Below are 25,158 nucleotides of genomic sequence, written 5' to 3' on the forward strand. Positions count from 1 at the left end.
CCAGACGAAGTGACCGGTCCGTCCACTCCATCAGAACGCCGCCACCACCGCGCCGCCGTACTGGGCCTCGATGAACTTCCGCACCTCCTCGGAGTGGAGCGCGCGCACCAGCGCCTGGATTTCGGGCCGAGCCTCGTCACCCTTCCTCACGGCGAGCACGTTGGCGTACGGGTTGTCCTTCGGCGCCTCGCGAGCCAGCACGTTCGCCTTCAGGTCGAGGTGCTTCTGCGCCTCCAGGAAGTAGTTGCCGTTGATGACGGCGGCGGCCACGTCCTGCAGCGTGCGAGGCTGCTGCTCGGCGTCGATTTCACGCAGCTGAAGCTTGCGCGGGTTGCCCACCACGTCCTGCACCGTGGCGGTGGCGCCCGCGCCGTCGCGAAGGCGGAGGAGCCCCTGTGCCTCCAGCAGCCGCAGCGCGCGGGCCGCGTTGCTGGGGTCGGCGGGAATCGTCACCAGCGAGCCCTCGGGCAGCTCGGCGAGCTGGCGGTAGTTGACGGAGTAGAGCCCCAGCGGCTCCAGGTGCACCGGGCCCACGCTGCTCAGCGACAGCTTGCGGTCCGCGCAGAAGCGCTCCAGGTACGGCACATGCTGGAAGTAGTTGGCGTCGAGCTGTCCATCCGACAGCGCGATGTTCGGCTGCACGTAGTCGGTGAACTCCACCACCTCGATACGCACGCCCTCGCGCAGGGCAACGGCCGCGGCGGCCCGGAGGATTTCTCCGTGCGGCACCGGGTTGACGCCCACCTTCAGGGTACGCACGCCATCCGCGGCGGGCGCTTCGGGGGACGGTGACTTGCAGCCGGCCAGCAGCACGGCGGCGGAGAGCAGCAGGGGAACGAAGAAGCGTTTCACGGTTGAAGACTCCAGGAGGAAGTTCACGAAGAGGCGCGCTCGAAGCGCGAAGCCAACCCATCACCGAGCCACTGGACGAGTTGCACCAGCACGAGCAGCACCACCAGGCAGCCCAGCATCACGTCGGTGCGGAAGCGCATGTACCCGTACTTCACGGCCAGGTCGCCCAGCCCGCCGCCGCCCACGGCGCCCGCCATGGCGCTGTAGCCGAGCAGGCTGATGACCATCAGCGCCGTGCCGCGCACGAGCGACGGCAGCGCCTCCGGAATCAGCACGCCGAAGACGACGCGGCGGCGCGTGGCGCCCATGGAGACGGCGGCCTCCACCAGCCCGGAGTCCACCTCGCGCAGGGCCTGCTCCACCACGCGGCCCATGAAGGGAATCGCCGCCACCACCAGCGGGACGATGGCCGCCGTGGTGCCGATGGTGGTGCCCACCAGCACCCGCGTGAGCGGGACGATGGCCACCATGAGGATGATGAACGGAACCGAGCGCCCCACGTTGACGAGCGTCCCCAGCACGCGGTTCAGCGCGGGCCGCTCCCACAGTCCGCCCCGGTCGGTGATGACCAGCAGCACGCCCAGCGGAAGGCCCGCCAGCAGCACCAGCACCGCGGCCACCAGCGTCATGTAGAGCGTCTCGCCGGTGGCCACCCACAGCGAGTGCAGCAGCTCGCTAGACACGGGGCACCTCCAGCGTCAGGCCCTGCTCGCGGAGGAAACCCAGGGCTCCGTCGACGGCCTCCTGCGGACCCGTGAGCTCGAAGAGGAGCCGGCCCACGCGCGTCTCCCCGACACGCTCCATGGAGCCCTCCAGCAGCCACGCGTCCACGCCGAAGCGCCGCGCCAGCGTGGTGAGGATGGGGCGCGTGGAGTGCTCGCCCACCAGGGACAGCTCCACCCTGCGTCCTCCCTGGGGCGTGACGCCGTTGCGAGTCGCGGAGGGCGGGTAGCACAGCTCGTGCAGCCGCGTGCCGGGGCGGGCGATGAGGTCCACCACCTTGCCCTGCTCCACCACGCGCCCGCGCTCCAGCACGGCCACCGAGTCGCAGATGGACTTCACCACCTCCATCTGGTGGGTGATGAGGAGGATGGTCAGCCCGAGCTGCCGGTTGATGTCCCGCAGCAGCCCGAGCACCGAGCGCGTCGTCTCCGGGTCCAGCGCGGACGTGGCCTCGTCGGACAGCAGCACGCGCGGCCGGGGGGCCAGCGCCCGGGCGATGCCCACCCGCTGCTTCTGTCCGCCTGAAAGCTGAGACGGGTACGCGTTCGCCTTGTCCGAAAGGCCCACCAGCTCCAGCAACTCCGCCACGCGCTCGCGGATGTGCGCGCGCGAGCAGCCCGCCACCTCCAGCGGGAAGGCCACGTTGCCGGCCACCGTCCGCGAGGAGAAGAGGTTGAAGTGCTGGAAAATCATCCCGATGCCCTGGCGCGCGACGCGCAGCTCCTCGGGCCCGAGCGCCAGCATGTCGCGCCCGTCCACCCGCACCTCGCCGTTCGTGGGGCGCTCGAGGAGATTCAGACAACGGATGAGCGTGGACTTGCCGGCGCCGCTCTGCCCGAGCACGCCGAACACCTCGCCGTACTCCACCCGCAGCGACACGTTGCGAAGGGCCGGCACCTCCTGCCTGCCCTGCCCGTACACCTTGCTGACGCCGCGAAGCTCAATCACGGCGCACCTGCCTGCGGAGCGAGCGGGTCACCATCTTCGAGCGAAAGCCGGAGGGATGACTCGCGGAACGCGGAATGGCGGGAGACACCACCGTACTCTCTTCGCTGGTGTCATCGGTGGAGGGGCTGTCCGGACGCGGGGGCGCCGCGTCCTCCTGGGTACCGCGATACATCCGAGACTCCTCGGTGGCCTGCCGCCACGACTACTGGATGGGAGGACCGCCTCCGGCACGAGGGCAGGAGGCGGAAAAGGAACGGCCCGTTCCCGGAAGGCGGGTAACGGGCCGAACGACGCGAGGTGCGTGAGTGAGGCTCAGCGCGCGCGCACGGACGGACCCATGGGGGCATGACAACACATGCCTCCGCGACAGGGTCCGAACATGGCGACGAACACGAGCATCGGCCCTTCACGTAATGAATCGGCGAGGGCGTGTCAACACGACCTGCCCATCACGCCGCCACGCGCACCGCTTGCCCTAATGCGAGCGCGAGGTCCTCCTGAAGGTCCTCCAGGTCCTCCAGCCCCACCGAGAAGCGGATGAGCCCGTCGGTGATGCCGCGCCGCTGCCGCTCGGCTGGCGGCACGGACGCGTGCGAGTGGCGAGCAGGCACGGTGACGATGCTCTCCACCGCGCCCAGCGACACGCCGAGCAGGGGAAGCTGGAGCGACTCCACGAAGGGCGCCGCCCACTCGTCCCGCTCCAGCCGGAACGACACCACCGCGCCGGTGCCCGGGTAGAAGACCTCCCGCACCTCGGGCCTGTCAGCGAGCCAGCGAGCGAGCCCCGCCGCCGTCCGCACCTGCCGCTCCATGCGTACGCCCAGCGTCTTGATGCCGCGCTGGAGCAGGAAGCAATCCTGCGGTCCCAGCACCGCACCCACCGCGTTCTGGAGGAAGTAGACCTCCTTCGCCAGCGCCGGCGTCTTCACCGCCACCGTCCCCGCGACGACGTCGCTGTGCCCGCCGAGGTACTTCGTCGCGCTGTGAACCACGATGTCCGCGCCCTCGGTGAGCGGTCGGGACACGTACGGCGACAGGAACGTGTTGTCGACGATGAGCAGCGCCCCGCATGAGCGCGCGATGATGGACATGGTGGTGATGTCCGTGCGCTTGAGGAACGGGTTGCTGACGCTCTCCACCAGGAGCGCCTTGGTGTTGGGACGGATGGCGGCGCGCACCGCGTCCGGGTCGCTCGTGTCCACGAAGGTGGCCTTGAGCCCGAAGCGGCTGAACACGCGTGTCAGCACGCGGTAGGTGCCGCCATAACAGTCGTCGGTGACGACGAGGTGGTCCCCGGCGCTGAACAGCATCAGCACCGTGGAGATGGCGGCCATGCCCGAGCCGAAGGCGAAGGCGGCGTGGGCCTCGTCCAGCTCGGCGAGCACGCCCTCCAGCGCCTTGCGCGTGGGGTTGCCCGAGCGCGCGTAGTCGAACTCACCGGGCTGGTCCAGCCCAGGCTGGTCGAACATGGACACCTGGTAGATAGGGACCGCCGCCGCGCCGGTGGCGGGGTCCGTCTCATGACCCGTGTGCAGCAAGCGCGTCGCGAAGCGGGTTCGCACGGCGGGCTCCTTCGAGCGCCTGGGCAAGGTCGGCAATGATGTCATGACAGTCCTCGATGCCTACGGAGAGGCGAAGCAGCCGGTCGGAGATGCCCAGTTGTTCCCGGCGCGCGACGGGGATGTCGGCGTGGGTCTGGGTCGTTGGATAGGTGATGAGCGTCTCGACGCCGCCGAGTGACTCGGCGAAGAGACAGACCTGCACGGAGGCGAGCACTCCGGGCACGAGGCCCGCCTCGATGACGTTGAAGGACAGCATGCCGCCCACGCCCGGGTAGAAGACCTGCTCCACCAGCGGGTGCGCGGCCAGCCACGCGGCCACCGCGCGCGCGTTGGCCTGGTGCTTGTCCATGCGCAGGGCCAGCGTCTTGAGCCCGCGAATCACGAGGTACGCGTCCTGCGGTCCCAGAATCGCGCCGATGCCGTTCTGTAGATAGGTGAGGCGCTCGCCCAGCGCCGCGTCGCGCACCACCAGCGCGCCCGCCACCACGTCGTTGTGCCCGGCGAGGTACTTCGTCGCGCTGTGCACTACGATGTCCGCGCCCAGCTCCAGCGGCCGCTGCAGCCACGGCGTGAGGAAGGTGTTGTCGACGATGAGCAGCGCTCCGGCCGAGTGCGCGATGTCGGCGATGGCCGGGATGTTCGCCGTCTTCATCAGCGGGTTGGTGGGGGACTCCACGAGGATGGCCCGCGTGTTGGGGCGCAGCGCGGCTCGCACGGCCTCCGGGTTCGTGGTGTCCACGAAGGTGAACGGCACGTGGAGGATGCGGTCCACCAGCCGGTACGTGCCGCCGTAGAGGTCCTCGGTGAGGAGGATGTGGTCCTCCGGCCCGAAGAGCGCGAGCGCACAGTGCAGCGCGGCCATACCGGAGCTGAAGGCAAGGCCCCGAGAGCCCCCCTCCAGCCGAGCCAGCGCTTCCTCCAGCGCTGAGCGGGTGGGGTTCTTCGTGCGCGAGTAGTCATAGCCGGTGGACTGGCCGAGCGCGGGGTGCTGGTAGGTGGCGGACTGGTAGATGGGGACGGCGATGGCGCCGGTGGAAGGGTCCCGGCGCACGCCCGCGTGGACGAGGGCGGTGGCGAGTTTCATGGAAGGAGCTCCTTGTTTCTGGAGGGACATGGGACGGGTCAGCGGCCACGCAGCGTCTGGGAGATGCGGAGGATGTCGGCCAGCACGCCCGAGGCCGTCACCGCTCCGCCCGCGCCCGCGCCGCGCACGGTGAGCGGGAAGTCGCTGTGGCGCGTGGTGGTGAAGGACACGAAGGACTCGGAGCCGCGCAGGTCCGCCGCGGGCTGGCCCGCTTCGACGGCGACGGGGCCCACGCGGATGACGGGCGAGCCGGTGCCCACCTTCGACGGGTCGATGCGAGCCAGGTAGCGCAGCACCGTGCCGGCTTTCCGGCTGCGCGTGATGCGGTCGGCATGGTCCGCGTCCAGCGACTTCAGTCCATGGAGGAACGCGTCCACGGACGTGCCGGCCTGCGCTTCGGCGGGGACGAACGGCTCCAGCGCCACGTCGGAGAGGGAGAGCGGCAGCCCCAGCTCGCGGGCGAGGATGAGCGCCTTGCGCGCGACATCCGTGCCGCTCAGGTCTTCACGCGGGTCCGGCTCGGTGAAGCCGCGCTCCTTCGCGGTGCGGACGGCCACGGACAGCGGCACGCCGGCCATCAGCTCGTTGCAGATGAAGCCCAGGCTGCCGGACAGCGACGCGGTGATGAGACGCACGGCGTCGCCGGTGCGGACGAGGTTCGCCAGCGTGTCGATGACGGGCAGGCTGGAGGCCACCGTCGTCTCGTAGTGGTACGCGACATGGTGGCGGCGGGCCTCGGCGAGCAGCGCCTCGCGGTCATTCCACGGCAGCGCCAGCGGCTTCTTGTTGGCGCCCACCACATGGATGCCCCGGCGGAAGGCCTCGGAGTAGAGGGCCTCGATGCCGCTCGCGGCGGTGCAGTCCACGAGGATGGGCACCGGCAACCGGCGCAGCTCGTCCAGCAGCGGCACCAGCGTGCGCGTCCCCGGGTCCACCGGCTCCACGCGGGAGAGCCGCTCCTCCAGTCCCTCCAGCGGCAGGCCCGCCGCGTCGAACAGGGCGCGCCGGCTGTCGGCGATGCCCACGACGCGCAGGGCGATGCCGTGCTTGTCCTTGAGCAGCGTCTGCTGCGCGCGGAGCTGCGCCAGGAGCTGCCCGCCCACGGTGCCCCGGCCGAGGAGGAACAGGCTCACCTGCTGGTGGGCCAGGTTGAAGGCCGCGTGCGTGGTGCGCACGGCGATGGCGGTGTCCGCCGCGTCCACCACGCAGGAGATGGAGCGCGAGCTGGCGCCCTGCGCGCTCGCCCGGACGTTGACGCCCACCGCGCCCAGCGCGCTGAAGAAGCGGCCGGCCACGTTGACGCCGTGGCCCATGGTCTCGGCCACCAGCGTGAGGAGCGTCACCGGCTCGCGGATGGCGAGGGGCTCCACCTCGTGCCGTGCGAGCTCCTGGGCCAGCTCGTTCTCCAGGGCGCCCTGCGCGCGCAGCACATCCGGGCGGGGGATGACGACGGCGATGGACTGGCCATTCGACGACTGCGCGGACAGCCACACCGTGATGTCCGCCTCGCGCAGCGCGGCCAGCACGCGCTCGCCGAGCTGGAACTGGTCGGACAGCTTGCGCACCTCGATTCCGAGCAGCGCCAGCTCCTCGCGGGTGGCGATACACGTGGGCCGCTGGCCGTCGCGCGAGCCGATGGCGTCGATGAGCGTGCCCGGGTGGTCCGGGTGCATCGTGTTGCGGATGCGCAGGGAGATGCCCGACTCGATGAGCGGAATCATCGTGCGCGGGTGCAGCATGCGGACGCCGACGGCGGCCAGCTCCAGCCCTTCCGCATGGGAGAGGTGGGCGACGGGGTACGCGTCCGTCACGATGTCCGGGTCGGCGGTGTGCAGGCCCAGCACGTCCGTCCACACCGTGACTTCCGTCGCGTCGATGCCCTGGGCCACCAGCGCCGCCGTGTAGTCGGAGCCGTTGCGCCCCAGCGTGGTGGTGCGCCCGTCCGGCGTCGCGGCGATGAAGCCGGGGATGACGGGCACGGACGTCCTCCAGCCCGGCACTGCCGTCTGGAGCCGCTCGCGCGTGCGGGCCACGTCCACCCGCGCCGCGCCGAAGCGGTCATCCGTCACCAGGAGCTGCCGCGCGTCGCGGAACGTCGCCTCCGTGCCGGACGCCGTCAGCAGCTCCGCGAGGAGCGTGGCGGAGACCAGCTCGCCGAAGGAGAGCACCTTGTCGCGCGAGAGCGGCGAGCACTCGCGGGTCAGGGAGAGGCCCTGGAGGAGCTGCTGCAACGGGGCGAGCAGGGTGTCCACGCGCGCCGCGAGCGGTGTGGAGCGCGCCGGGTCCAGCGCGGCGGCGTTCGTCTTCGCGAGATGGGCGATGCGGGCCACCACCGTCAGCGCGCCATCGAGGTCGCCCTTGGTGGCGAGCCCCGCGGCCTCGATGAGCCAGTCGGTGGTGTCGCCCATGGCCGAGACGACGACGGCGAGGGGGCCCTGCTTCGCGTGTTTGGAGATCAGCTCGATGACCTGGCGGAGGCGCCGGGGCGAGCCCACGGAGGAACCTCCGAACTTCATGACCTGGAAGGGAGCGCTGCTCATCTGGAACCTCGGGAGGGCCCACGGGCCCTTGAAGACAGTCAAAGGCAGACACGTCTCGCGCTCCGGGCACACGAAGGCCCGTCGCGGCGCACGCGCGCCCACGGCATGAGAGGGATTGGGAGGAGGTGAAGCCCTGGCGGACGCGGACTAGCGGAGGCCGCCGGGCCAGCGCATTCGAGCGCAGCCCGCGCGAGGCTGGCGCATGCACGCGGCCGACGGACGGCACGACGTGAAGGACTCAGCAGCGGCGTTCAGGGATGCGGCACGGGAGGATGGAACCACGGAGGCCCTCGCTCACCGAAGCTCTGGGGCTTCGGACTCTTGGATTGCCCGGGGAGGTATTTCTCCTCGAGCCGCATCGTTTGGACACCTTGGAGGTCCGACTCCAGGTTGTCGGGCCACCACCACCGGGTGGAGGCCGCTCTTGATGCTGAGACAGCAGATAAACGTGTCTCGGGCGTCTGTCAATCCCCTGTGTGTAACTTGGGGGGAAAGCCCAGGGCCCTCAGTGTCTTCCTAGATGCAATCCGTGCGGGGCCGGGCCTCAGTTCTCATCTCCCAGCGCGCGCAGCTCGAGCCCGAAGGCCGCCTCGGCCAGCCGCGCCACGATGCGCGCGGTGTCCACGCCCTCGCCCTTGCGGTTGACCACCACGATGACCGCGTCGCCGCGGCCGGGCAGCCAGGTGAAGAGGCTGGAGAATCCGTCCCCCGCGCCGTTCTTGCTGACGACGAGCGCGCCGTCGCGCCCACCCACCCGGCTCGTCTTCCAGCCGAGCACCATGCCGGTGCCGCGCTTCTTCTCCGCCGGGTAGGGCGTGAGCAGCTCCTCGCGCGTGGCCGCGTCGAGCGCGACATTGCGCTCGAGGGCGGCGTGCAGCCGTACCAGGTCGTCCAGCGTCGTGGAGATGAACCCGGAGGGCACGCCGTAGGAGCCCTGGGGCTCGGGGAGCATCTCCTTCCAGACGCCCTTCTTGTTCCGCTCGTGGCCGGTAGCGAGGTTCTGCGCGGTGGCCGGGTAGCTCGTGTCCACCATGCCCAGGGGACGCCAGACGTCCTCGCGCATGAAGGTGATGAAGGGCCGACCACTGGCCGACTCCAGCAGCCTGCCGACCACCGCGTAGTTGAAGTTGGTGTAGTCGGTGCGCGTGCCGGGCTCGAAGGTGAGCGGCACCTTCGCGTAGCCGGCGAGCGCCTCCTGCCACGTGGCCGGCTGGCCGACCTTGTCGCCGATACCGCTCGAGTGCGCCAGGAGCTGGCGCACGGTGATGGCGCGCCAGGCCTTGGGAAGCTCGGGCAGATAGTGCGCGGCCGGCACGTCCAGGCCGAGCTGGCCGCGCTGCACGAGCGTCAGCGCGCCCACCGCGGTCAGGGCCTTGGAGAGTGAGCCGATGTGGAAGACGGTGGCGGAGTCCGGCCGCTCGCCGCCGCCCCGGCGCTTCTCGCCGTAACCCTTCTTCACGACGACGGTGCCACCACGCACCACCGCGACGATGGCGCCGGGCAGTTCCTGCCGCTGCAGCTCCTCGGAGACGATGGCGTCCACGCGCCGCTCGAGCGCGCGGTCTATCGCCACGGTGGGCTCGGTCCGGCGCGCGGCGCGCCCGGGCGCGGTGGCGGCACGCTGGGTCGGCGCCGGTTCTGCATGCGGTTGCAGCGGGATGAGGACCAGCAGGGTCAACAGCGCGGCGGGGATTCGCACGGGGAAGGGCTCCGGTCAGAGGTGAGCGGCGAGCCTGATGTCGCTCGGCCTATCTGTAGCCCGCATCCTCCCTGTTCGGCCAATCGCCCGTCCCGCGCCTGGGGCTGCCTCGCTGCCTCTGTCAGAGGCGTGCAACGCAGGGCGATATGACAACCAGGAATGTGGAGCTCGCGGCGCTCCTGAGCTTTCGCATCAAGGTCCTCGTCGAGGAGGGCGCTCTCTTCTACGACACCTCGCAGCCGGATTCCGAGAATGCCGAGCGGCGCACCTTCAACGCTCGCCTGGGTCCTTTCTGTGGCTGAGTCTTCGTGGGAGCAGGAGGCGGCCCTGGTGGTGGAGGCGCTCAACCTGGAGCTGCGTGATGACGCGGATGCGGTTGAGGGGGACCCGCGCGGCGCATATCGTCGCGCGGGTCCCGAACATCTGCCGCAGCCGCGACTTCTCGTCATCCGCGGTGGACGCGAAATGCCTGGGCGACGCGGAGCTGCGACGCCAATCAATTCCTTACGGCGTTTACGATGCGACGCGCGGGGATGGCTTCGTCGTCGTGGGGTCGTCTCACGATGCGCCGGCCTTTGCTACCAACGCCAGCCACACGTGGTGTGACGTCGCTCGCACCGATCATCGTCGCGGGCGCAGCGGCGCCCATGGTGGTGAGAGTCGCGTTGAATGAGTAGTGGCCTGTGCCCTGCGTAACGCCGGTGGTGGGGAAGGTCGCAGGCATCGTGCCGTATGTCCTGCTGACCCAGCGCTCGGTACCCGAAGCGCTGCTGTATGCAAGTACAGTGCTGCCGCTGTTCAACCCCACCACGAGCCAGTAGGTGCCCGCAGTGAGAGAGACCGGCGTGACGACGTTGACTGTATTCCACCCGACCACGGGTACGAACGACGCGGTCGTCGCCTTGAGGTTGCCTGGCGCACCACTGGCGAGGCTGTCATAGACGGCCATGGTCAGGTTGCCAGGCGAGGTCCCCAGCGCCTTGACGTTGATGCTCAAGGTCTGAAGCGTGGCCGTTTGAGTCAGCACAACCTGGTTTCCGATCAGCAGGTCGGAGAGGCCTGAGTCCGTGCCCGACAGGATGTTCGTCTCTCCCATGGTGATTGACGAACCCGAGCTGGCCACGAACGAATTCACCTGACCCAAGCCAGTACCGTCGGTGCTGCTGCCAAGGGCGCAGAAATAGTACGTGGTGCCGGACGTCAGCCCGGTGATGGCCTGATTGAAGCTGACGGCAGCGCTGCCGCTGCCAAGATGGGTGCCTCCGCTGGTCGGAGCGCGAGTCCCGAAGGTGTCGTTGCAGCTTCCGGGGTGGGTTGCGCTGTAGCGGAACCAACCGGTGGAAGCGACGCCATTGGGGTTACCCGACCCGTTCAACGTGGCGCTTGTCGAGGTGACGCTGGTCGCGTCCGAGGTGAGGACGGTCGGAGCAGCTCCTGCAGCCGAAGTGGTGAACGACAGCACCGCGCTCGCGGGGGTCACACCCACCGAATTGCTGGCGATGGCGCAGAAATAATACGTGGTGCTCGCCGCAAGCCCAGTCACAGACTGGGTGTACGGGAGGGCCGAGCCGCCGCTGCCCAGGCTCACGCCACCGGTGGCCGGAGCGCGAGTCCCGAACGTGTCGTTGCAGCTTCCGGGGTTGGTGGTGCTGTACCGAAACCAACCCGTGGCCTGAGCGCCGTTGGGGTTGGCCGAGCCGTTGAGCGAGGCGCCGGATGCGCCGACATTGCTGGCCGCCGAGGTGGTCGTGGTCGGAGCCACGGCACCGCTGCACGGGGCATTTGTGTTGAGTGTGAGCACCCAGTCGTTGCAGTTGGTGGACTGCGGAGCCGCGTCGTCGCAGTTCGACTGGTGGCCAGTGGCCCACGGGGGCGTGGTGAAGTCCTGCGTCCCGGCGTTGGCGTAACTGGTGCCAACAGTCGTGTACGCACCGTTGGTGGGGTTGAACCACTTGACCGTGGAGGTGCCGCACAGCTTTGTCATGTCCACGCGGACGGTGCGGGACGACGGGATGTAGATGACCACCGCCGACCCGTTGGGGATACGCGCAGTCGTCGCGTAGTAGTTGGTTCGAACGGCGTTGTTGCCATAGCAGCTGGTGCTGCTGCTCCCGCTGGCGCACATGCCCTGGGTCACAATGGTGCTTCCATTGGCCGGGTCGTTGGGCCCGCGGTCGGGGACCAGATCCCACCAGTTGAACCCGCTGGGACCATCGAAGAAGGTCCGCAAGTGCTGCATGTAGATGGCGCCTGGGTGAGTCGGGTTGTTGATCAAGGCCTTGTTGGGGAACGGCCGCCCCAACTGCCACTCATGGGACGCTCCGTAGAGCGTGCCGACGGAGCCGGACGTGATCGACCACCAGGCCACCTTCCGGGTGTCTCGCCCCGTCACGTCTTCGTCCTCGTACTTGGGCTCCATCAGGAAGCTGGGCATGAGCGCCGGCAGGGAACGCCCATAGTCGACGTGCTGTTTGTAGTAGGCTGCGTTGTAATTGTAGACACCACTGAGGGTGACAAGGCTGCCCCACACCGACCAATCGCCATCCAGAGAACTGGTCCCGGTGGTGGGTGCGAGCTGGAGCACGAAGAGCTTCGGATTGACGTTGTCTGCGCTCTTGATGCCGCTCGCCACTGCGGCCATGAGCGCCTTGTCATTGACGTCGACATCGAAATAGTCGCCGCCCATCCACCAGATGATGTTGTGGTTGTTCTTGTAGCGATTGCCGAGATACTGGCCGTACTGGTTCGCCCGTGTCGTACCGTTCGCAACGAGGGTTTTGTGGAAGCCGACCGGACCGTCGATCGGCGTCGTGAAGAGCACGATGTTGTTCTGGTTGGCCGCTGCCACCACGGCATCGAACCGGCCAAAGTAAGCATCGTTCGGCGTGCTCAGATCCCAGCAAGGGCCGTACTCGCAATTCTGAGCGAGCGTCCCGGTGAAAGGCTTGATGCCGTCCCAGGTGGAGGAGTCCGGCGTGGAGTAGTCCTGGAGCAACCAGACATCCGCGGCGTTGACGCCCTGGTTGGCCTTGGTGGAAAAGATGGTATTGAAGTCGGCGGGGTCGACTCCGGTGACGATGGATTGTGGATTGAACCCGTTCACTAGAAACGGAACGTTGTTCTGGTCGACCAGGTAACGCTTGTTGGCGCTGACCTTCAGCGGGAAAGTGAATGTCGGACCGATGATCGTCTGGCTCGTGGTGCCGAGATCTACGGTGTCGCCTTGGGCTTCGACCTGTGCCGAACAGGCTGCTATCACCGAGCAGAAGGCAGCGAGCAGGACAATCCGTGGAAGGCGGGCTCGACAGCCCAGCTCAGAAATGCCAACGCCATTGGTACTACACGTCCATGAGTTCATGCAGCGACTCCGAGTAACCCAGCCAGCGAGTGGGTTTCGCGGCTGGAATGCGGCCAAAGCAACTTCGCGGCGATCAGTCGCGCAAAGACGGAGAAGAAACAGCAGGACCGGGGGAGGCGGGCGCGGTGACGACCATGCCATGGAGCGCGGTCCCTTCACCCCCGGAAGCCAGCACGGCGAGAGTCACCCAGCAGGCGTTGATGAGCTTCCTGTCGAACCGCATTCGCGCAACCCCTTCGTCGAGAGTGCGGCGTCTCTACGAATGAGGCTCAACAGACTTTCCTGAAAATTTAGGGGCACCTTTCTACTCGGGTCTGTAGCCGTCGAGCGATTCATCGAAAGGGCAGTCGAACACGAGGAACTCGCCAGCGACCTCGACCACGAAGAGCCGCGGGACGTCCCAGAAGCCACGGTAGCGAATCGGCGGCCAATCCCCAGCGGTGTCAGCATTCGTCAGGACCTCATTGGGACTCGTCATGCACAGTGGGGAGGCTGGCCGCTCCGGCGCACGGCTCACGTGCGTGCACTGGAGGGCGGCCGGCCGAGCACCTCTCCCGGCACGTCACAGTGTGACGTCGGCGGTTACACCTGACAGCTCTTCGGGACGCGCAGGTGTGCGGAATCACTGGGGAACGGTCAGGTACGCGGCTTGCGTTGGAAAGAGGACATGCTCGCCGTGTCCGCCACGCTGTCCCTCATCCTGGCTGCCGCCCCCGTGGAGGCCTGGACGCTGGAGCGCGTCGTCTCCGAGGCCGTGGAGCGGGCGCCCGAGGTGGCGGTTGCCCGGGCGGAGGAAGTGGCGGCCGAGGGTGTACGCGCCGCTGACGGTCGGTGGCTCCAGGAGAATCCGGAGCTGGAGGCGGTCGTTGCCAGCGACGCGCTTACCAGCAACGAGGGTGAGCTGCGCCTGGAGGCGATGCTGAGTCAGACGTTGGAAGTGGCGGGGCAGCGCGGCCTGCGTGTGAAGCGGGCGGAGGCGGCCATGGACGCGGCGAGTGCCCGGCGGCGAGCGGTGGTGCTGGAGGCGGCGGCGGACGCGGTGAGCGCGGCCGTGGAGCTGGAGCGGCGTGAGGCTCGAGCGCGGCTGGCGGAGGATGCGCTGGGGCTGGCTCGGGAGCTGGAAGAGGCCACGGGGCGCCGCTTTGCCGCGGGAGATGTGCCGGAGCTGGAGCGGAATGCCGCGGCGCTGGAGCGCGCTCGCGCGGAGGCACGGGCGGCGATGGCCCGGGCGGAAGCGACTGCCGCGCGCGCGGCACTGAATCGCAGGCTGGGGCGTCCCGCCGGGGCTCCGATGAGTGTGTCGGTGATGGCCCGGGCAGGGACGGAGCAGGCATCTCCTGAAGAGCGGCCGGAGCTCAGAGCCAACGTGCCGAAAGAGCGGCCCGAGCTCCAGGCCGCGCGCGCGGAGGAAGCCGCGGCGAAGGCCGAGGTGGAGCTGCTGCGGCGTGAGCGCTTCCCGGACCCGACCGTGGGCGTGGGCTACGAGCGTGAGCGCCTCCCCGAGTCACACGGCGCCTTCACGGACCTGCACACCTCGCACATGTTGATGGCGCGGCTGTCCGTGCCGCTGCCGCTGTGGAATCGCAACCAGCGCGAGCTGGCGGAGGCGCGCGGGCGGAGCTCGGCGCGTGAGTCGGAGCGCGTGGCCCGCGAGCGACAGGTGGAGGAGGAGACGGTGGCCGCGCGCGGTACGTTCGAAGCCGCGCGGGCGGCGCACACCGCGCTGCAGGCGGCAGTGCCCTCCGTGGAGCGCAACCTGGAGTTGGTGCGCCGCGCCTACGAGGCAGGAGAGCTGAGCCTGGATGCCCTGTTTCTCGCGAGGGACCGGGCCTTCTCCGCGAGAGCTGAGACGGTGGACGCGGCGGCGGACCTGGCGCGGGCGCACACGGCGCTGCTGCGTGCGGAAGGACGGCTGCCCACGGGGGAGGTTCCGCGATGAGACGCGTGGCGTGGATACTGGCTGTGGTGTGTCTGTCCTTGCCGCGGGTCGCGGCAGCGCACGGGGGCGAGCCGCACGCCGAGAAGCCCCCGGTCGCGATGACAGGCGAGGCCCTGCACGTACTGGCGGCGACGGGAGACCTCTTCGAGGTGGTGCTCAAGCATTCGGAGCACGCGGAGGGGCCGAAGACGCCGGTGCGCCTGTTCGTGACGGACAGCGCGACGAACGCGCCCGTGAGCGGTGCCCAGGTGGAGCTGACGCTCACCGGCGCATCCGTGCAGTCGCTGGTGCCGAAGATGGAGTCGCCCGGCATCTACGTGGCGGAGGCGGAGCTGGCGCCCGAGGTGGAGCTGGCCGCCGTCGCGACGGTAACGCGAGGTGACCTGGTGGACGTGCTGGCCCTGGGCACGGTGCACGTGGAAGCGGAGCACGAGGGCGACCATGACGTCGCCGCCGATGGCTGGCTCGGCTGGGCTGTCGCGGGCGGTGTGGCGCTGTTGGTGGCGGTGGGCGCGTGGTGGGTGTCGCGCCGCAAGAGGGGGCTGCTGTGAGTGACGCAATGTCGCAGGCAACGAAGCCAATGACCTCCGCGCACAGCGAGACGGCACGCGCGATGGGCACATGGGCTCGTGCGCTCCTGTCCGCCCTCTGCCTCGGTCTCTTCGTGAGCGCTCCTGCGCAGGCGCACGAGGGCCACGCCCAGCCCGCGCAGGCGCAGCAGCAACCCATCGTCCCCGGTGTCGGCTTCACCGTGCCCAAGGAGACGCAGTTCCTCCTCGAAGTGCGCACGCAGCGGGCGGCGGTGCGCCCACTGGAGTCGCGGCTTGTGGCTCCGGGCAAGGTGGTGCCGCGCACGGACCGCTACGCGCAGGTCTCCGCACCCGTCGCGGGTCGCGTGCTCGCCTCCGGCGCCTCGGTGCCGCTGGTGGGCCAGCGCGTGAAGCGCGGTGAAGTCCTGGCATTGGTGCAGCAGAGCCTCTCCACCTCCGAGGCCACGGGCCTGTCGACGGGCTACATCCAGGCGGAAGCCGAGGTCTCCCGCGCGCAGGCCGCGCTGGAGCAGGCCCGCAGGGACCTCGCGCGACTGGAGTCCCTCCAGGGCGTGGTGGCGGAGAAGGAAGTCCAGCAGGCACGGCTCACCGTGAGCACGGTGGAGCAGGAGCTGGGCCGGGCGAAGGCAGCGAGAGATCTGCTCTCCGTCACGCGCCAGGGTCAGGGCACGTCGCGCTTCCCGCTGGTGGCTCCCATCGATGGCGTCCTCGTGGAGGCCCGCGCCACCGTGGGCGAACAGGTGGACCCGTCACGCCCGCTGTTCGCGGTGCTCGACTCCTCCGTCGTCTGGGTGGAGGCACGCGTCTACGAAGGCGACGTGGCGCGAGTGGAGGACACCTCGGGAGCGCTGGTGGACACGCCCGCGTACGAGGGCAAGCACTTCGCGGCGCGCCTGTACCACGTGGGCCAGCTCGTGGATGAGTCCACGCGCAGCATGCGCGTCCTCTTCGAAGTGGACAACCGCGAGGGCCGTCTGCGTCCGGGCATGTTCGTGAACGTGGCCATCGGCGAGGGCGGTCGGCGCGATGCCCTGGCGGTGCCCGCGTCGGCCGTGGTGGAGGAAGAGGGCCGCACCTTCGTCTTCATCCACACCGCGCCCGAGTCCTTCGAGCTGCGCCCCGTGGTTCTCGGTGGCCGTGACGGCGAGTGGCGTGAGGTCCGTCAGGGCCTCAAGCCAGGTGAGCGCGTCGTGGTGCGCGGAGTCGCGGCGCTGCGCCTGGCGAGGGGAGGCGGCAGGTGATTGACCGCGTCATCCTCCTCGCGCTGAGGCATCGCTTGTTCGTCGTGCTGGCCGCGGTGGCGCTGCTGCTCTACGGCGGCTGGGCCGTCACGCGCCTGCCGGTGGACGTCTTCCCCGACCTCAACCGTCCCACCGTGACGGTGATGACGGAGGCGGGAGGCCTGTCGCCGGAGGAGGTGGAGACGCTCGTCACCACGCCGCTCGAGACGGCGATGAACGGAGCGCCCGGCGTACAGCGCGTGCGCTCGTCCTCGGGCGTGGGCCTGTCCATCGTCTACGTGGAGTTCGACTGGGGCACGGACATCTACCTGGACCGGCAGCTCGTCTCGGAGCGGCTCCAGGTGGCGCGCGAGCGGCTGCCTCGCGATGTGACGCCGCACCTCGCGCCGGTGTCCTCCATCATGGGCGAAATCCTCCTGCTCGGCGTGCAGAGCGAGAGCGGAAGCACGTCGCCGCTGGAGCTGCGCTCACTGGCCGATTGGACGCTCCGCCAGCGCCTGCTGACGATTCCGGGCATCGCCCAGGTGACGGTGCTGGGCGGCGGCGTGAAGCAGTTCCAGGTTCGCGTGGACCCGGAGAAGCTGCTCGCCTTCGGGCTCACCTTCGACGAGGTGGAGCGCGCGGCCGGGCTGTCCCAGGGCAACACCACCGGCGGCTTCGTGGACAAGGGTGGTCGCGAGTACCTGGTCCGCAACCTCGCGCGCAGTGCCTCCGTGGAGGACCTGGCGGGCACGGTGGTGGCGGTGCGGGACGGAGTGCCCGTGCGGCTGTCCCAGGTGGCGGAGGTCGTCATCGGCCCGGCGGTGAAGCGCGGCGATGGCGGAATGAACGGTCGCCCCGCGGTCATCCTCGCGGTGCAGAAGCAACCCGGAGCCAGCACGCTGGAGCTGACGAAGCAGGTGGACGCCGCGCTGAAGGACCTCCGGGCCACGCTGCCCGCGGACGTCCATGTGGAGACGCTGTTCCGGCAGGCGGACTTCATCCACTCCGCCATCGGCAACGTCGCCGAGGCGCTGCGCGACGGCGCGCTGCTCGTGGTGGTGGTGCTCTTCCTCTTCCTCGTCAACCTGCGCACCACGGCGATTACGCTCACCGCGATTCCGCTGTCCCTCGTCATCACCGCGCTGATGATGAAGGCCTTTGGCCTGTCCATCAACACGCTGACGCTGGGCGGTCTCGCGGTGGCGATTGGCGAGCTGGTGGATGACGCGATTGTGGACGTGGAGAACGTCTACCGGCGCCTCAAGGAGAACCGCGCGAAGCCGCGGCCCGAGTCCGCGCTGCGCGTCATCTTCAAGGCCTCGTCCGAGGTGCGCGGCTCCATCGTCTTCGCCACTCTCATCGTGGTGCTGGTGTTCATTCCGCTGTTCGCGCTCGGTGGCATCGAGGGTCGTCTCTTCGCGCCGCTCGGTGTGGCGTACATCGTGTCCATCCTCGCGTCGCTGTTGGTGTCGCTCACTGTGACTCCAGCGCTGTGTGCTTTCCTGCTGCCGAAGGGGCGCTTCCTGGAGCACGGCGATGGCGCGCTGGTGCGCTGGTTGAAGCAGAAGGCCCGACGGGTGCTGGAGACGGCGCTGGCGCATCCCCGCCCGGTGATGACGGGTGCGGCGCTGCTGGTGCTCGCGGCGGCGGCCGTGGTGCCGTTCCTGGGCCGCTCCTTCCTCCCGCCCTTCAACGAGGGCACCGCCACGGTGACGCTGATTGCGCCGCCGGGCACGTCGCTGGAGGAGTCCAACCGCTTCGGCCTCATCGCCGAGCGCCTCATCGCCAGCGTGCCCGAGGTGAAGACGGTGGGCCGCCGCACCGGCCGCGCCGAGCAGGACGAGCACGCGGAGGGCGTCCACTACTCGGAGCTGGACGTGGACTTCAAGGAAGGGGACGGCCGCGCGCGCGAGGTGGTGCTCGGGGACGTCCGCGAGCGGCTCGCGCAGCTCCCGGGCATGTCCGTCTCCGTGGGGCAGCCCATTTCGCACCGCCTGGACCACCTGCTCTCGGGCATTCGCGCGCAGGTGGCGGTGAAGCTCTTCGGCCAGGACCTGGACGTGCTGCGCGGCAAGGCGGAGGAGGTCCGCGCCGTCATGGCGGGCGTGCCCGGAGTCGTCGACCTCCAGGTGGAGCAGCAGACGCTGATTCCGCAGCTCCAGGTGAAGCTGAAGCGCGAGGAGGCCGCGCGGCTCGGCGTGCAGCCGGGCGCCATGGCGGAGCAGTTGGAGAAGGTCTTCAACGGCGTGGTGGTGGGGCAGGTGCTGGAGGGGCAGCGCACCTTCGACGTGCTGGTGCGGTACGACGAGCGCTCGCGCGTGGACGCGGAGGCCTTCCGGCGCGCGCTGGTGGACACGCCGTCTGGCGCGCGGGTGCCGGTGGCGGCCATCGCGGACGTGGTGGAGTCCCAGGGGCCCAATGTCATCCACCACGACCACCTGCAGCGACGCATCGTGGTGATGGCGAACGTGGCGGGGCGCGACCTGGGCAGCGCGGTGGAGCAGGTCCGCGAGCGAGTGGCCGCGCAGGTGTCGCTACCTCCCGGCGCCTTCGTCACCTACGAGGGCCAGTTCGAGAGCCAGCAGTCCGCCACGAGGCTCATCGCGCTGCTGTCGCTGCTGTCGCTGACGGGTATGTTCCTGGTGCTGTACGCGCACTTCCGCTCGGTGCGGCTGGTGCTCCAGGTCATGCTCAACATCCCGCTGGCGCTGGTGGGCAGCGTGACGGCGGTGGTGCTCACCGGGCAGCCGCTGTCCGTGGCCACGCTGGTGGGCTTCATCACCCTGTGCGGCATCGCCAGCCGCAACACCATCATGCTCATCTCCCATTACATCCACCTCGTCGAGGTGGAGGGCGAGCACTTCAGCCGCGACCTGGTGCTGCGCGGCTCGCTGGAGCGCCTGGTGCCGGTGTTGATGACGGCGCTGACGGCGGGGCTGGCGCTGGTGCCGCTGGCGCTCGCGTCGGGCGCGCCGGGCAAGGAGATTCTGCACCCGGTGGCGACGGTCATCCTCGGGGGGCTCATCAGCTCCACCCTGCTGGACCTGCTCGTCACGCCGGCCGTGTTCTTCCGCTTCGGGCGTCCGGCCCTGGAGCGCTACCTGGCGCGCAAGGCCGTGGCGCGCGCCGAAGAAGACTCCGCTCCCGCCGAGGTAGTGCCCTCGGACGAGCGGCTCGCGAGCTCGCTGTGAAGGCGGACGTCGTGAGGAACCCTGGAGGAAGGTCGATGAGGAAGCGAATCATCGGAGCGGTGATGGTGGTGGGCCTGGTGGCCGCGTGCAGCAAGAAGGACGCTCCCGCAGAGTCACAGCAGGCTCCGGCCGCGAAGCCGCACGTCGCTGCGGAGCCTCATGCTCATGCCGCGCCGCACGGCGGCATCGTGGAGTCCACGTCGCAGGGCCACATCGAATTGGTGGCCACCCGAGCGGGCGAGTACCGCGTGTTCCTGCTCGACGACGCGCTCGCCGTGCGTCCGGTGGAGGGCGCCAGCGGTACGGTGAAGGTGGCGAAGGGCGGCTACTCGGACGTGGCGTTGAAGGCCGTGGGCGACCACCTCGAAGGGCAGGGGCCCGCGCACACGGATGACCACCTGACGATGGTGGTGACGGTGGTGAAGGACGGGAAGCCGGAGGTGGCGCGCTTCTCCGCGCACCTGGAGGAGCACGGGCACGCCGGTGCTTCCGCTCCGATGCAGGCGCATGACCACACTCCGCTGCACGGCGGAATCGTGGCGATGAGCGGCGACACGCACCTGGAGGTCCTCTCGCTGAAGTCCGGCGAGGTGCGCGTCTGGGTGACGGATGCCTTCCGCCAACCCGTTCCGCTGACGGGGAAGAAGGGCACGGTGGAGGCCGGTGGTGTCACCGCGCCACTCGCCCCCGTGGCATCGGGAGAGTTCCTCGTGGGCACGCTGCCTCCTGGCGACGGCGAGCGCGAGGTGACGGTGCGCCTGCCCATGCCGGATGACCCCGAGTACTTCATCGGCTTCATGCTCACGCCCGTGGACGCGGCGAAGGCTCCCGCGCCGAAGGCCTCCACGGACAGCGCGGTTCAGGAAGTCACCATCACCGTGCAGGGCGGCTATCAGCCAAGCGAAGTGTCCCTGAAGCAGGGCGTGCCGGCGCGGCTGCGCTTCGTGCGCAAGGACTCGGGCGGGTGCGGAGACGAGCTGGTCATCCCCGACTTCGGCGTGCGCAGGCCGCTGCCCGGCCTCAAGGAGACGGTGGTGGACTTCCTGCCGGACAAGGCGGGCACCTTCGCCTTCACCTGTGGCATGCAGATGATGAAGGGCACATTGGTGGTGCGATGAGCGGCGAGTCGCAGGACACAATCGAGGCGGCGGGCGAGGATGTGCTTCCGGCGCTGGTGGGTAATCACCGCCAGTTCCTCGGCTTCCTGGAGCGGCGCGTGGGCAACCGGGCGGTGGCGGAGGAAATCCTCCAGTCCGCCTTCGTGAGGACGCTGGAGAAGGGCGGGGCGTTGCGCGACGGCGAGGGCGCGGTGACGTGGTTCTACCGCCTGCTGCGCAACGCGCTGGTGGACCACTACCGCAAGCAGGCCGCGGAAGGGCGCGCGCTGGAGCGCGAGGCCCGCGAAGTGACGGAAGCCTCCGAGGACCCCCAGCTCAAGAGCGCCGTCTGCGCTTGTGTGGGCGAATTGCTGCCCACCCTGAAGCCCGAGTACGCGGACCTGGTGCGCAAGGTGGACCTGGAGGAGCGCGCCGTCCCCGACGTGGCGAAGGAGGTGGGCATCACCTCCAACAACGCGGGCGTGCGCCTGCACCGGGCGCGGCAGGCCTTGAAGAAGCAGCTCGAGCGGAGCTGTGGCACCTGTGCCTCGCACGGCTGCCTGGACTGCTCGTGCAAGAGGGCTCGAGCGTGAGTGAAGGACGGGGGCCTTGCCGTCGGGCTCGGCCCCCTGTTACTTGTCGTCCAGGTGCCGAGGGGCGCCTGTGCCCGAAAAAGACGACGTCACCCTCACGCTTCACCCGGCAGTGCGACAGTTCTCGATGAGTTCCTTCTGCGGCCCATTCTCGGGTGAGGGCCGGTTACGAAGGTCTTGTCTTGAGAACCGCTCCGCCCCTCCCGCTCAACGAATGCAAGGTGCGCGCGTCGCTCCTGCTGAAGGAGCTGTGCTCGCCCGACGCGTCGCGGGCCAGCCGGGCTGCTGAGCGGCTGCGTGTGCTCCCTGTCTTCGCACGCTTGTCCGTGGCCGAGCTGCTGGCGCGAAGGGACTCGGTGCAGCGCAAGCACGCGCTGGCCGTCATCGCCCACGAGCAGGGCTTCGACTCCTGGACGGAGCTGAAGGCCGCTCGCGAGGCGGCGCCTCCGCCGTCGATCGACTTCGAGGCCCTGCTCTCGCGCGTCGGTGGCCTCTTCCTCAACCGCTGGTTCACCACGTACGAGGACGCGCTCGCGTCGCTGCGCTCACAGGGCGGCTATCTCTTTCCCTACCGCCTACAGTTCTTCGTCTGCGAGGCCAGCCTGCTCACGGCGCTCGGCGTGGACCTCGCTGACGCGGATTGGGCACTGGCCGGACCCGACTGGATGAAGCCGCTCGACGCGGCCGCCCACACCCGGCTCGAGCAGAAGCTCGCCCGCCTCTCCGCTCCCCCTTCTTCCACTCCACCCACCCGAAAGGCCGCTATGTCCTCTGAAGATATCTCCCCTCCGTCCGGAAGCCGCGCGCAGCGCTCCGAGGTGCGACGCGCGTACAAGGAGAAGCCTCCACCCATGGGCGTGTTCGTCGTGCGCAACAAGGCGAACGGCAAGGTGCTGGTGGGCTCCAGCCTCAACGTGCAGGGCGCGCTCAACCGCATCCAGTTCGAGCTGAGCACCGGCATGGACCGCATCCCCGGCCTGCTGGAGGACTGGAAGCGCTACGGCCCGGCCAACTTCACCTTCGAGGTGCTCGACGTGCTGAAGCCCGCCGACGAGCCCTCGGGGGACCCGAAGGAGGAGCTCAAGGTCCTGGAAGCGCTCTGGTTGGACAGGCTCAAGCCCTACGGTGACGCGGGCTACAACGGACCGCCGCCGGCATAGGCCGGGCTTCTGCCATCCAGACCGCCGGCTCCTACCTATTCAGGAGAAAGTCCTCTGTAAGAGCCGGCCGGGTGCTTCGTTTGCCTGGGCGAAAGGAGCACGGAAGCACGATGAGCCACTCCCACTCGCATCACCACCATGCACACACGCCGCCTCCCCCCACGAGCGGGGAGGCTCCCGCCATCGACCCCGTCTGCGGGATGAAGGTGGACCCGCTCGCCCCCAAGGGGGGCAGCCTGGAGCACGAGGGGAAGACGTACTTCTTCTGCAACCCGAAGTGCCGTGAGCGCTTCCGCACGGACCCGGCGCGCTACCTGACGCCCGCGCCCGCCGAGCCCGAGCCGCCCGCTGCGCCGGGGACGATGTACGTGTGCCCCATGGACCCCGAGGTCCGCCAGGACCATCCGGGCGCGTGCCCGAAGTGCGGCATGGCGCTGGAGCCCGAGTCGCCGCCCGTCCTGGAGACCCGCGTCGAGTACGTGTGCCCCATGCACCCGGAGGTGGTGCGCGACGCGCCGGGAAGCTGCCCCATCTGCGGCATGGCGCTGGAGCCGCGCACCGTGCTGCCCGAGGAGGCGCCGGACCCGGAGCTCCAGTCCATGCGCCTGCGCTTCCGCGTGGGGCTGGGGCTCACCGTGCCGCTGCTGGCGCTCGCCATGTCGGACATGATTCCGGGCCAGCCGGTGCAGCACGCGGTGCCCGCGACGGTGCTGGCGTGGGCGCAGTTCCTCCTCGCCACGCCCGTGGTCGTCTGGGGCGGATGGCCCTTCTTCCAGCGGGGCTGGACGTCCATCCGCAACCGGCACCTCAACATGTTCACCCTCATCGCGCTGGGCACGGGGGCGGCGTACCTGTTCAGCGTCTTCGCCACGCTCTTCCCCGGCGCGCTGCCGCACGGGCTGCGCACGGGGCACGGAGGCACGGCGCCGCTGTACTACGAGGCCGCCGCCGTCATCGTCACGCTCGTGGCGCTGGGGCAGGTGCTGGAACTCCGCGCGCGTCACGCCACGTCGGGAGCCCTGCGCGCGCTGCTGAGCCTGGCGCCCACCATTGCCCGGCGTATCCGTGAGGACGGGCACGAGGAGGATGTGCCGCTGTCGCTCGTGCACGTGGGTGACAGGCTGCGCGTGCGCCCGGGAGAGAAGGTGCCGGTGGACGGCGTGGTGCAGGAGGGCACCAGCGCGGTGGACGAGTCCATGGTAACGGGCGAGTCCCTGCCGGTGGAGAAGTCGCCGGACGACAAGGTGACGGGCGGCACGGTGAATGGCACCGGCTCGCTGGTGATGCGCGCGGAGCGGGTGGGGAAGGACACGCTGCTGTCGCGCATCGTCCAGCGCGTGGGCGAGGCCCAGCGCACGCGCGCGCCGATTCAGCGGCTCGCGGACAAGGTGGCGGCCGTCTTCGTGCCGGTGGTCATCGCGGTGGCGGTGGTGACGGCGGTGGTGTGGGGCGTGTGGGGGCCGGAGCCGAGGCTGGCGCACGCGCTGGTGAATGCGGTGGCGGTGCTCATCATCGCCTGCCCGTGCGCGCTGGGCCTGGCCACGCCCATGTCCGTCATGGTGGGCACGGGCCGGGGCGCGCAGGCGGGCGTGCTCATCAAGGACGCCGCGGCGCTGGAGCGACTGGAGGCGGTGGACACGCTGGTGGTGGACAAGACGGGCACGCTCACCGAGGGCAAGCCGCGTCTGGTGTCGGTGGTGCCGGCCCCGGGCTTCGATGAGGCGCGCCTGCTGAAGCTCGCCGCCAGCCTGGAGCGCGGCAGTGAGCACCCACTCGCGGCCGCCATCGTCGAGGGTGCGAAGGAGCGCGGCGTGGCGTTGTCGCCGGTGGAGGACTTCCGCTCGCACACCGGCCAGGGCGTCACCGGCCGCGTGGACGGAGAGCCGGTGGCTCTGGGCAACGCGGCGCTGATGGTGGCGCGCGGCGTGGACGCGGGCGATTTGGGCCCGCGCGCCGAGGCCCTGCGCGGCGAGGGACAGACGGTGGTGCTCGTCGCGGTGGACGGGCGGCTCGCGGGGCTGCTCGGTGTGGAGGACCCGGTGAAGGCGTCCACGCCGGAGGCGCTGGCGCTGCTGCGCGAGGAAGGGCTGCGTGTGGTGATGCTCACCGGCGACAGCCGCACCACGGCGGAGGCGGTGGCGCGGAAGCTCGGCATCACCGAGGTCATCGCCGGGGTGCTGCCGGACGCGAAGGGAGATGCGGTGCGCAAGCTCCAGCACGAGGGACGCGTGGTGGCCATGGCGGGTGACGGCGTCAACGACGCACCGGCGCTGGCGCAAGCGGACGTGGGCATCGCGATGGGCACGGGCACGGACATCGCGATGGAGAGCGCGGGCGTCACGCTGGTGAAGGGAGACCTGCGGGCCATTGCCCGGGCGCGGAAGCTGAGCCAGGGGACGCTGGGCAACATCCGGCAGAACCTCTTCTTCGCCTTCATCTACAACCTGCTGGGTGTGCCGCTGGCGGCGGGTGTGCTGTACCCCTTCTTCGGCCTGCTCCTCAGCCCCATCTTCGCCAGCGCGGCGATGAGCCTCTCGTCGGTGTCGGTCATCGGCAACGCGCTGAGGCTGCGGAAGCTGAAGCTGTAGGCCGGGTCCCTGCCCGGGGGCCGAGGGTGGGCCCCCGGGTGCGCATCACC

General features: G+C 69.6%; 17 protein-coding genes and 1 riboswitch. Of the genes, 9 read left to right on the top strand and 8 right to left on the bottom strand.

Features of this window, described 5'->3' with window-relative positions:
* Positions 1-30: 30 nt before the first annotated feature.
* The 7 genes from ACVTJA_RS07270 to ACVTJA_RS07300 all read right to left on the bottom strand — a co-directional run bounded on the left by ACVTJA_RS07270 (position 31) and on the right by ACVTJA_RS07300 (position 9,408).
* Entirely contained in the window at positions 31-852 is an 822-nt protein-coding gene (locus ACVTJA_RS07270; protein ID WP_465834975.1) for a MetQ/NlpA family ABC transporter substrate-binding protein, read from the bottom strand.
* Between the two features lie 23 nt (positions 853-875).
* A complete protein-coding gene (locus ACVTJA_RS07275) occupies positions 876-1,481 on the bottom strand; it encodes a methionine ABC transporter permease (RefSeq protein ID WP_465840333.1) in 606 nt (201 codons plus the stop codon).
* Positions 1,482-1,527: 46 nt separating this feature from the next.
* Entirely contained in the window at positions 1,528-2,523 is a 996-nt protein-coding gene (locus ACVTJA_RS07280; RefSeq protein ID WP_465834977.1) for a methionine ABC transporter ATP-binding protein, read from the bottom strand.
* Between the two features lie 449 nt (positions 2,524-2,972).
* Positions 2,973-4,130, bottom strand: a complete 1,158-nt coding sequence (locus ACVTJA_RS07285; RefSeq protein WP_465834979.1) for a trans-sulfuration enzyme family protein — start codon at positions 4,128-4,130, stop codon at positions 2,973-2,975.
* Complete coding sequence (locus ACVTJA_RS07290) at positions 4,042-5,169, bottom strand: aminotransferase class I/II-fold pyridoxal phosphate-dependent enzyme (protein ID WP_465834981.1); 1,128 nt, start codon at positions 5,167-5,169, stop codon at positions 4,042-4,044. The genes ACVTJA_RS07285 and ACVTJA_RS07290 overlap by 89 nt, the downstream gene beginning before the upstream one ends.
* Before the next feature lie 38 nt (positions 5,170-5,207).
* Positions 5,208-7,709 carry a bifunctional aspartate kinase/homoserine dehydrogenase I gene (thrA, locus tag ACVTJA_RS07295; RefSeq protein WP_465834983.1) on the bottom strand — a complete coding sequence of 834 codons (2,502 nt, stop codon included), beginning with the start codon at positions 7,707-7,709 and terminating at the stop codon, positions 5,208-5,210.
* Positions 7,710-8,021: 312 nt separating this feature from the next.
* Positions 8,022-8,145: riboswitch (SAM-I-IV-variant riboswitch) on the bottom strand.
* A 108-nt stretch (positions 8,146-8,253) separates the two neighbouring features.
* The gene (locus ACVTJA_RS07300; protein ID WP_465834984.1) at positions 8,254-9,408 is read right to left on the bottom strand and encodes a serine hydrolase domain-containing protein; all 1,155 of its coding nucleotides are present in this window, start codon (positions 9,406-9,408) and stop codon (positions 8,254-8,256) included.
* 146 nt (positions 9,409-9,554) lie between these two features.
* Between ACVTJA_RS07300 and ACVTJA_RS07305 the strand changes: the two genes are divergently transcribed.
* A complete protein-coding gene (locus ACVTJA_RS07305) occupies positions 9,555-9,710 on the top strand; it encodes a hypothetical protein (protein ID WP_465834986.1) in 156 nt (51 codons plus the stop codon).
* 194 nt (positions 9,711-9,904) lie between these two features.
* Here ACVTJA_RS07305 and ACVTJA_RS07310 read toward each other — a convergent pair whose 3' ends face one another.
* Positions 9,905-12,766 carry an apiosidase-like domain-containing protein gene (locus tag ACVTJA_RS07310; RefSeq protein ID WP_465834988.1) on the bottom strand — a complete coding sequence of 954 codons (2,862 nt, stop codon included), beginning with the start codon at positions 12,764-12,766 and terminating at the stop codon, positions 9,905-9,907.
* A gap of 667 nt (positions 12,767-13,433) precedes the next feature.
* Between ACVTJA_RS07310 and ACVTJA_RS07315 the strand changes: the two genes are divergently transcribed.
* The 8 genes from ACVTJA_RS07315 (at position 13,434) to ACVTJA_RS07350 (ending at position 25,108) form a co-directional block, all read left to right on the top strand.
* Positions 13,434-14,705 (top strand): TolC family protein, encoded by a 1,272-nt coding sequence (locus ACVTJA_RS07315; RefSeq protein ID WP_465834990.1) that lies wholly within the window; start codon positions 13,434-13,436, stop codon positions 14,703-14,705.
* Between the two features lie 98 nt (positions 14,706-14,803).
* Complete coding sequence (locus ACVTJA_RS07320) at positions 14,804-15,256, top strand: hypothetical protein (RefSeq protein ID WP_465834991.1); 453 nt, start codon at positions 14,804-14,806, stop codon at positions 15,254-15,256.
* A 62-nt stretch (positions 15,257-15,318) separates the two neighbouring features.
* Positions 15,319-16,497 (top strand): efflux RND transporter periplasmic adaptor subunit, encoded by a 1,179-nt coding sequence (locus tag ACVTJA_RS07325; RefSeq protein WP_465834993.1) that lies wholly within the window; start codon positions 15,319-15,321, stop codon positions 16,495-16,497.
* Positions 16,494-19,670 carry an efflux RND transporter permease subunit gene (locus ACVTJA_RS07330; RefSeq protein WP_465834995.1) on the top strand — a complete coding sequence of 1,059 codons (3,177 nt, stop codon included), beginning with the start codon at positions 16,494-16,496 and terminating at the stop codon, positions 19,668-19,670. Before ACVTJA_RS07325 ends, ACVTJA_RS07330 begins: the two co-directional genes overlap by 4 nt.
* A gap of 35 nt (positions 19,671-19,705) precedes the next feature.
* Positions 19,706-20,788 (top strand): cupredoxin domain-containing protein, encoded by a 1,083-nt coding sequence (locus ACVTJA_RS07335; protein ID WP_465834996.1) that lies wholly within the window; start codon positions 19,706-19,708, stop codon positions 20,786-20,788.
* On the top strand, positions 20,785-21,360 hold the full coding sequence (locus tag ACVTJA_RS07340) for an RNA polymerase sigma factor (protein ID WP_465834997.1): 576 nt from the start codon (positions 20,785-20,787) through the stop codon (positions 21,358-21,360). Before ACVTJA_RS07335 ends, ACVTJA_RS07340 begins: the two co-directional genes overlap by 4 nt.
* Before the next feature lie 182 nt (positions 21,361-21,542).
* Positions 21,543-22,520, top strand: coding sequence for a GIY-YIG nuclease family protein (locus ACVTJA_RS07345; RefSeq protein WP_465834999.1), 978 nt, complete (start codon positions 21,543-21,545; stop codon positions 22,518-22,520).
* A 110-nt stretch (positions 22,521-22,630) separates the two neighbouring features.
* Positions 22,631-25,108 carry a heavy metal translocating P-type ATPase gene (locus ACVTJA_RS07350; protein WP_465835001.1) on the top strand — a complete coding sequence of 826 codons (2,478 nt, stop codon included), beginning with the start codon at positions 22,631-22,633 and terminating at the stop codon, positions 25,106-25,108.
* The last annotated feature ends 50 nt before the right edge of the window (positions 25,109-25,158 follow it).

This window comes from Pyxidicoccus sp. M6 (genome assembly GCF_055568925.1).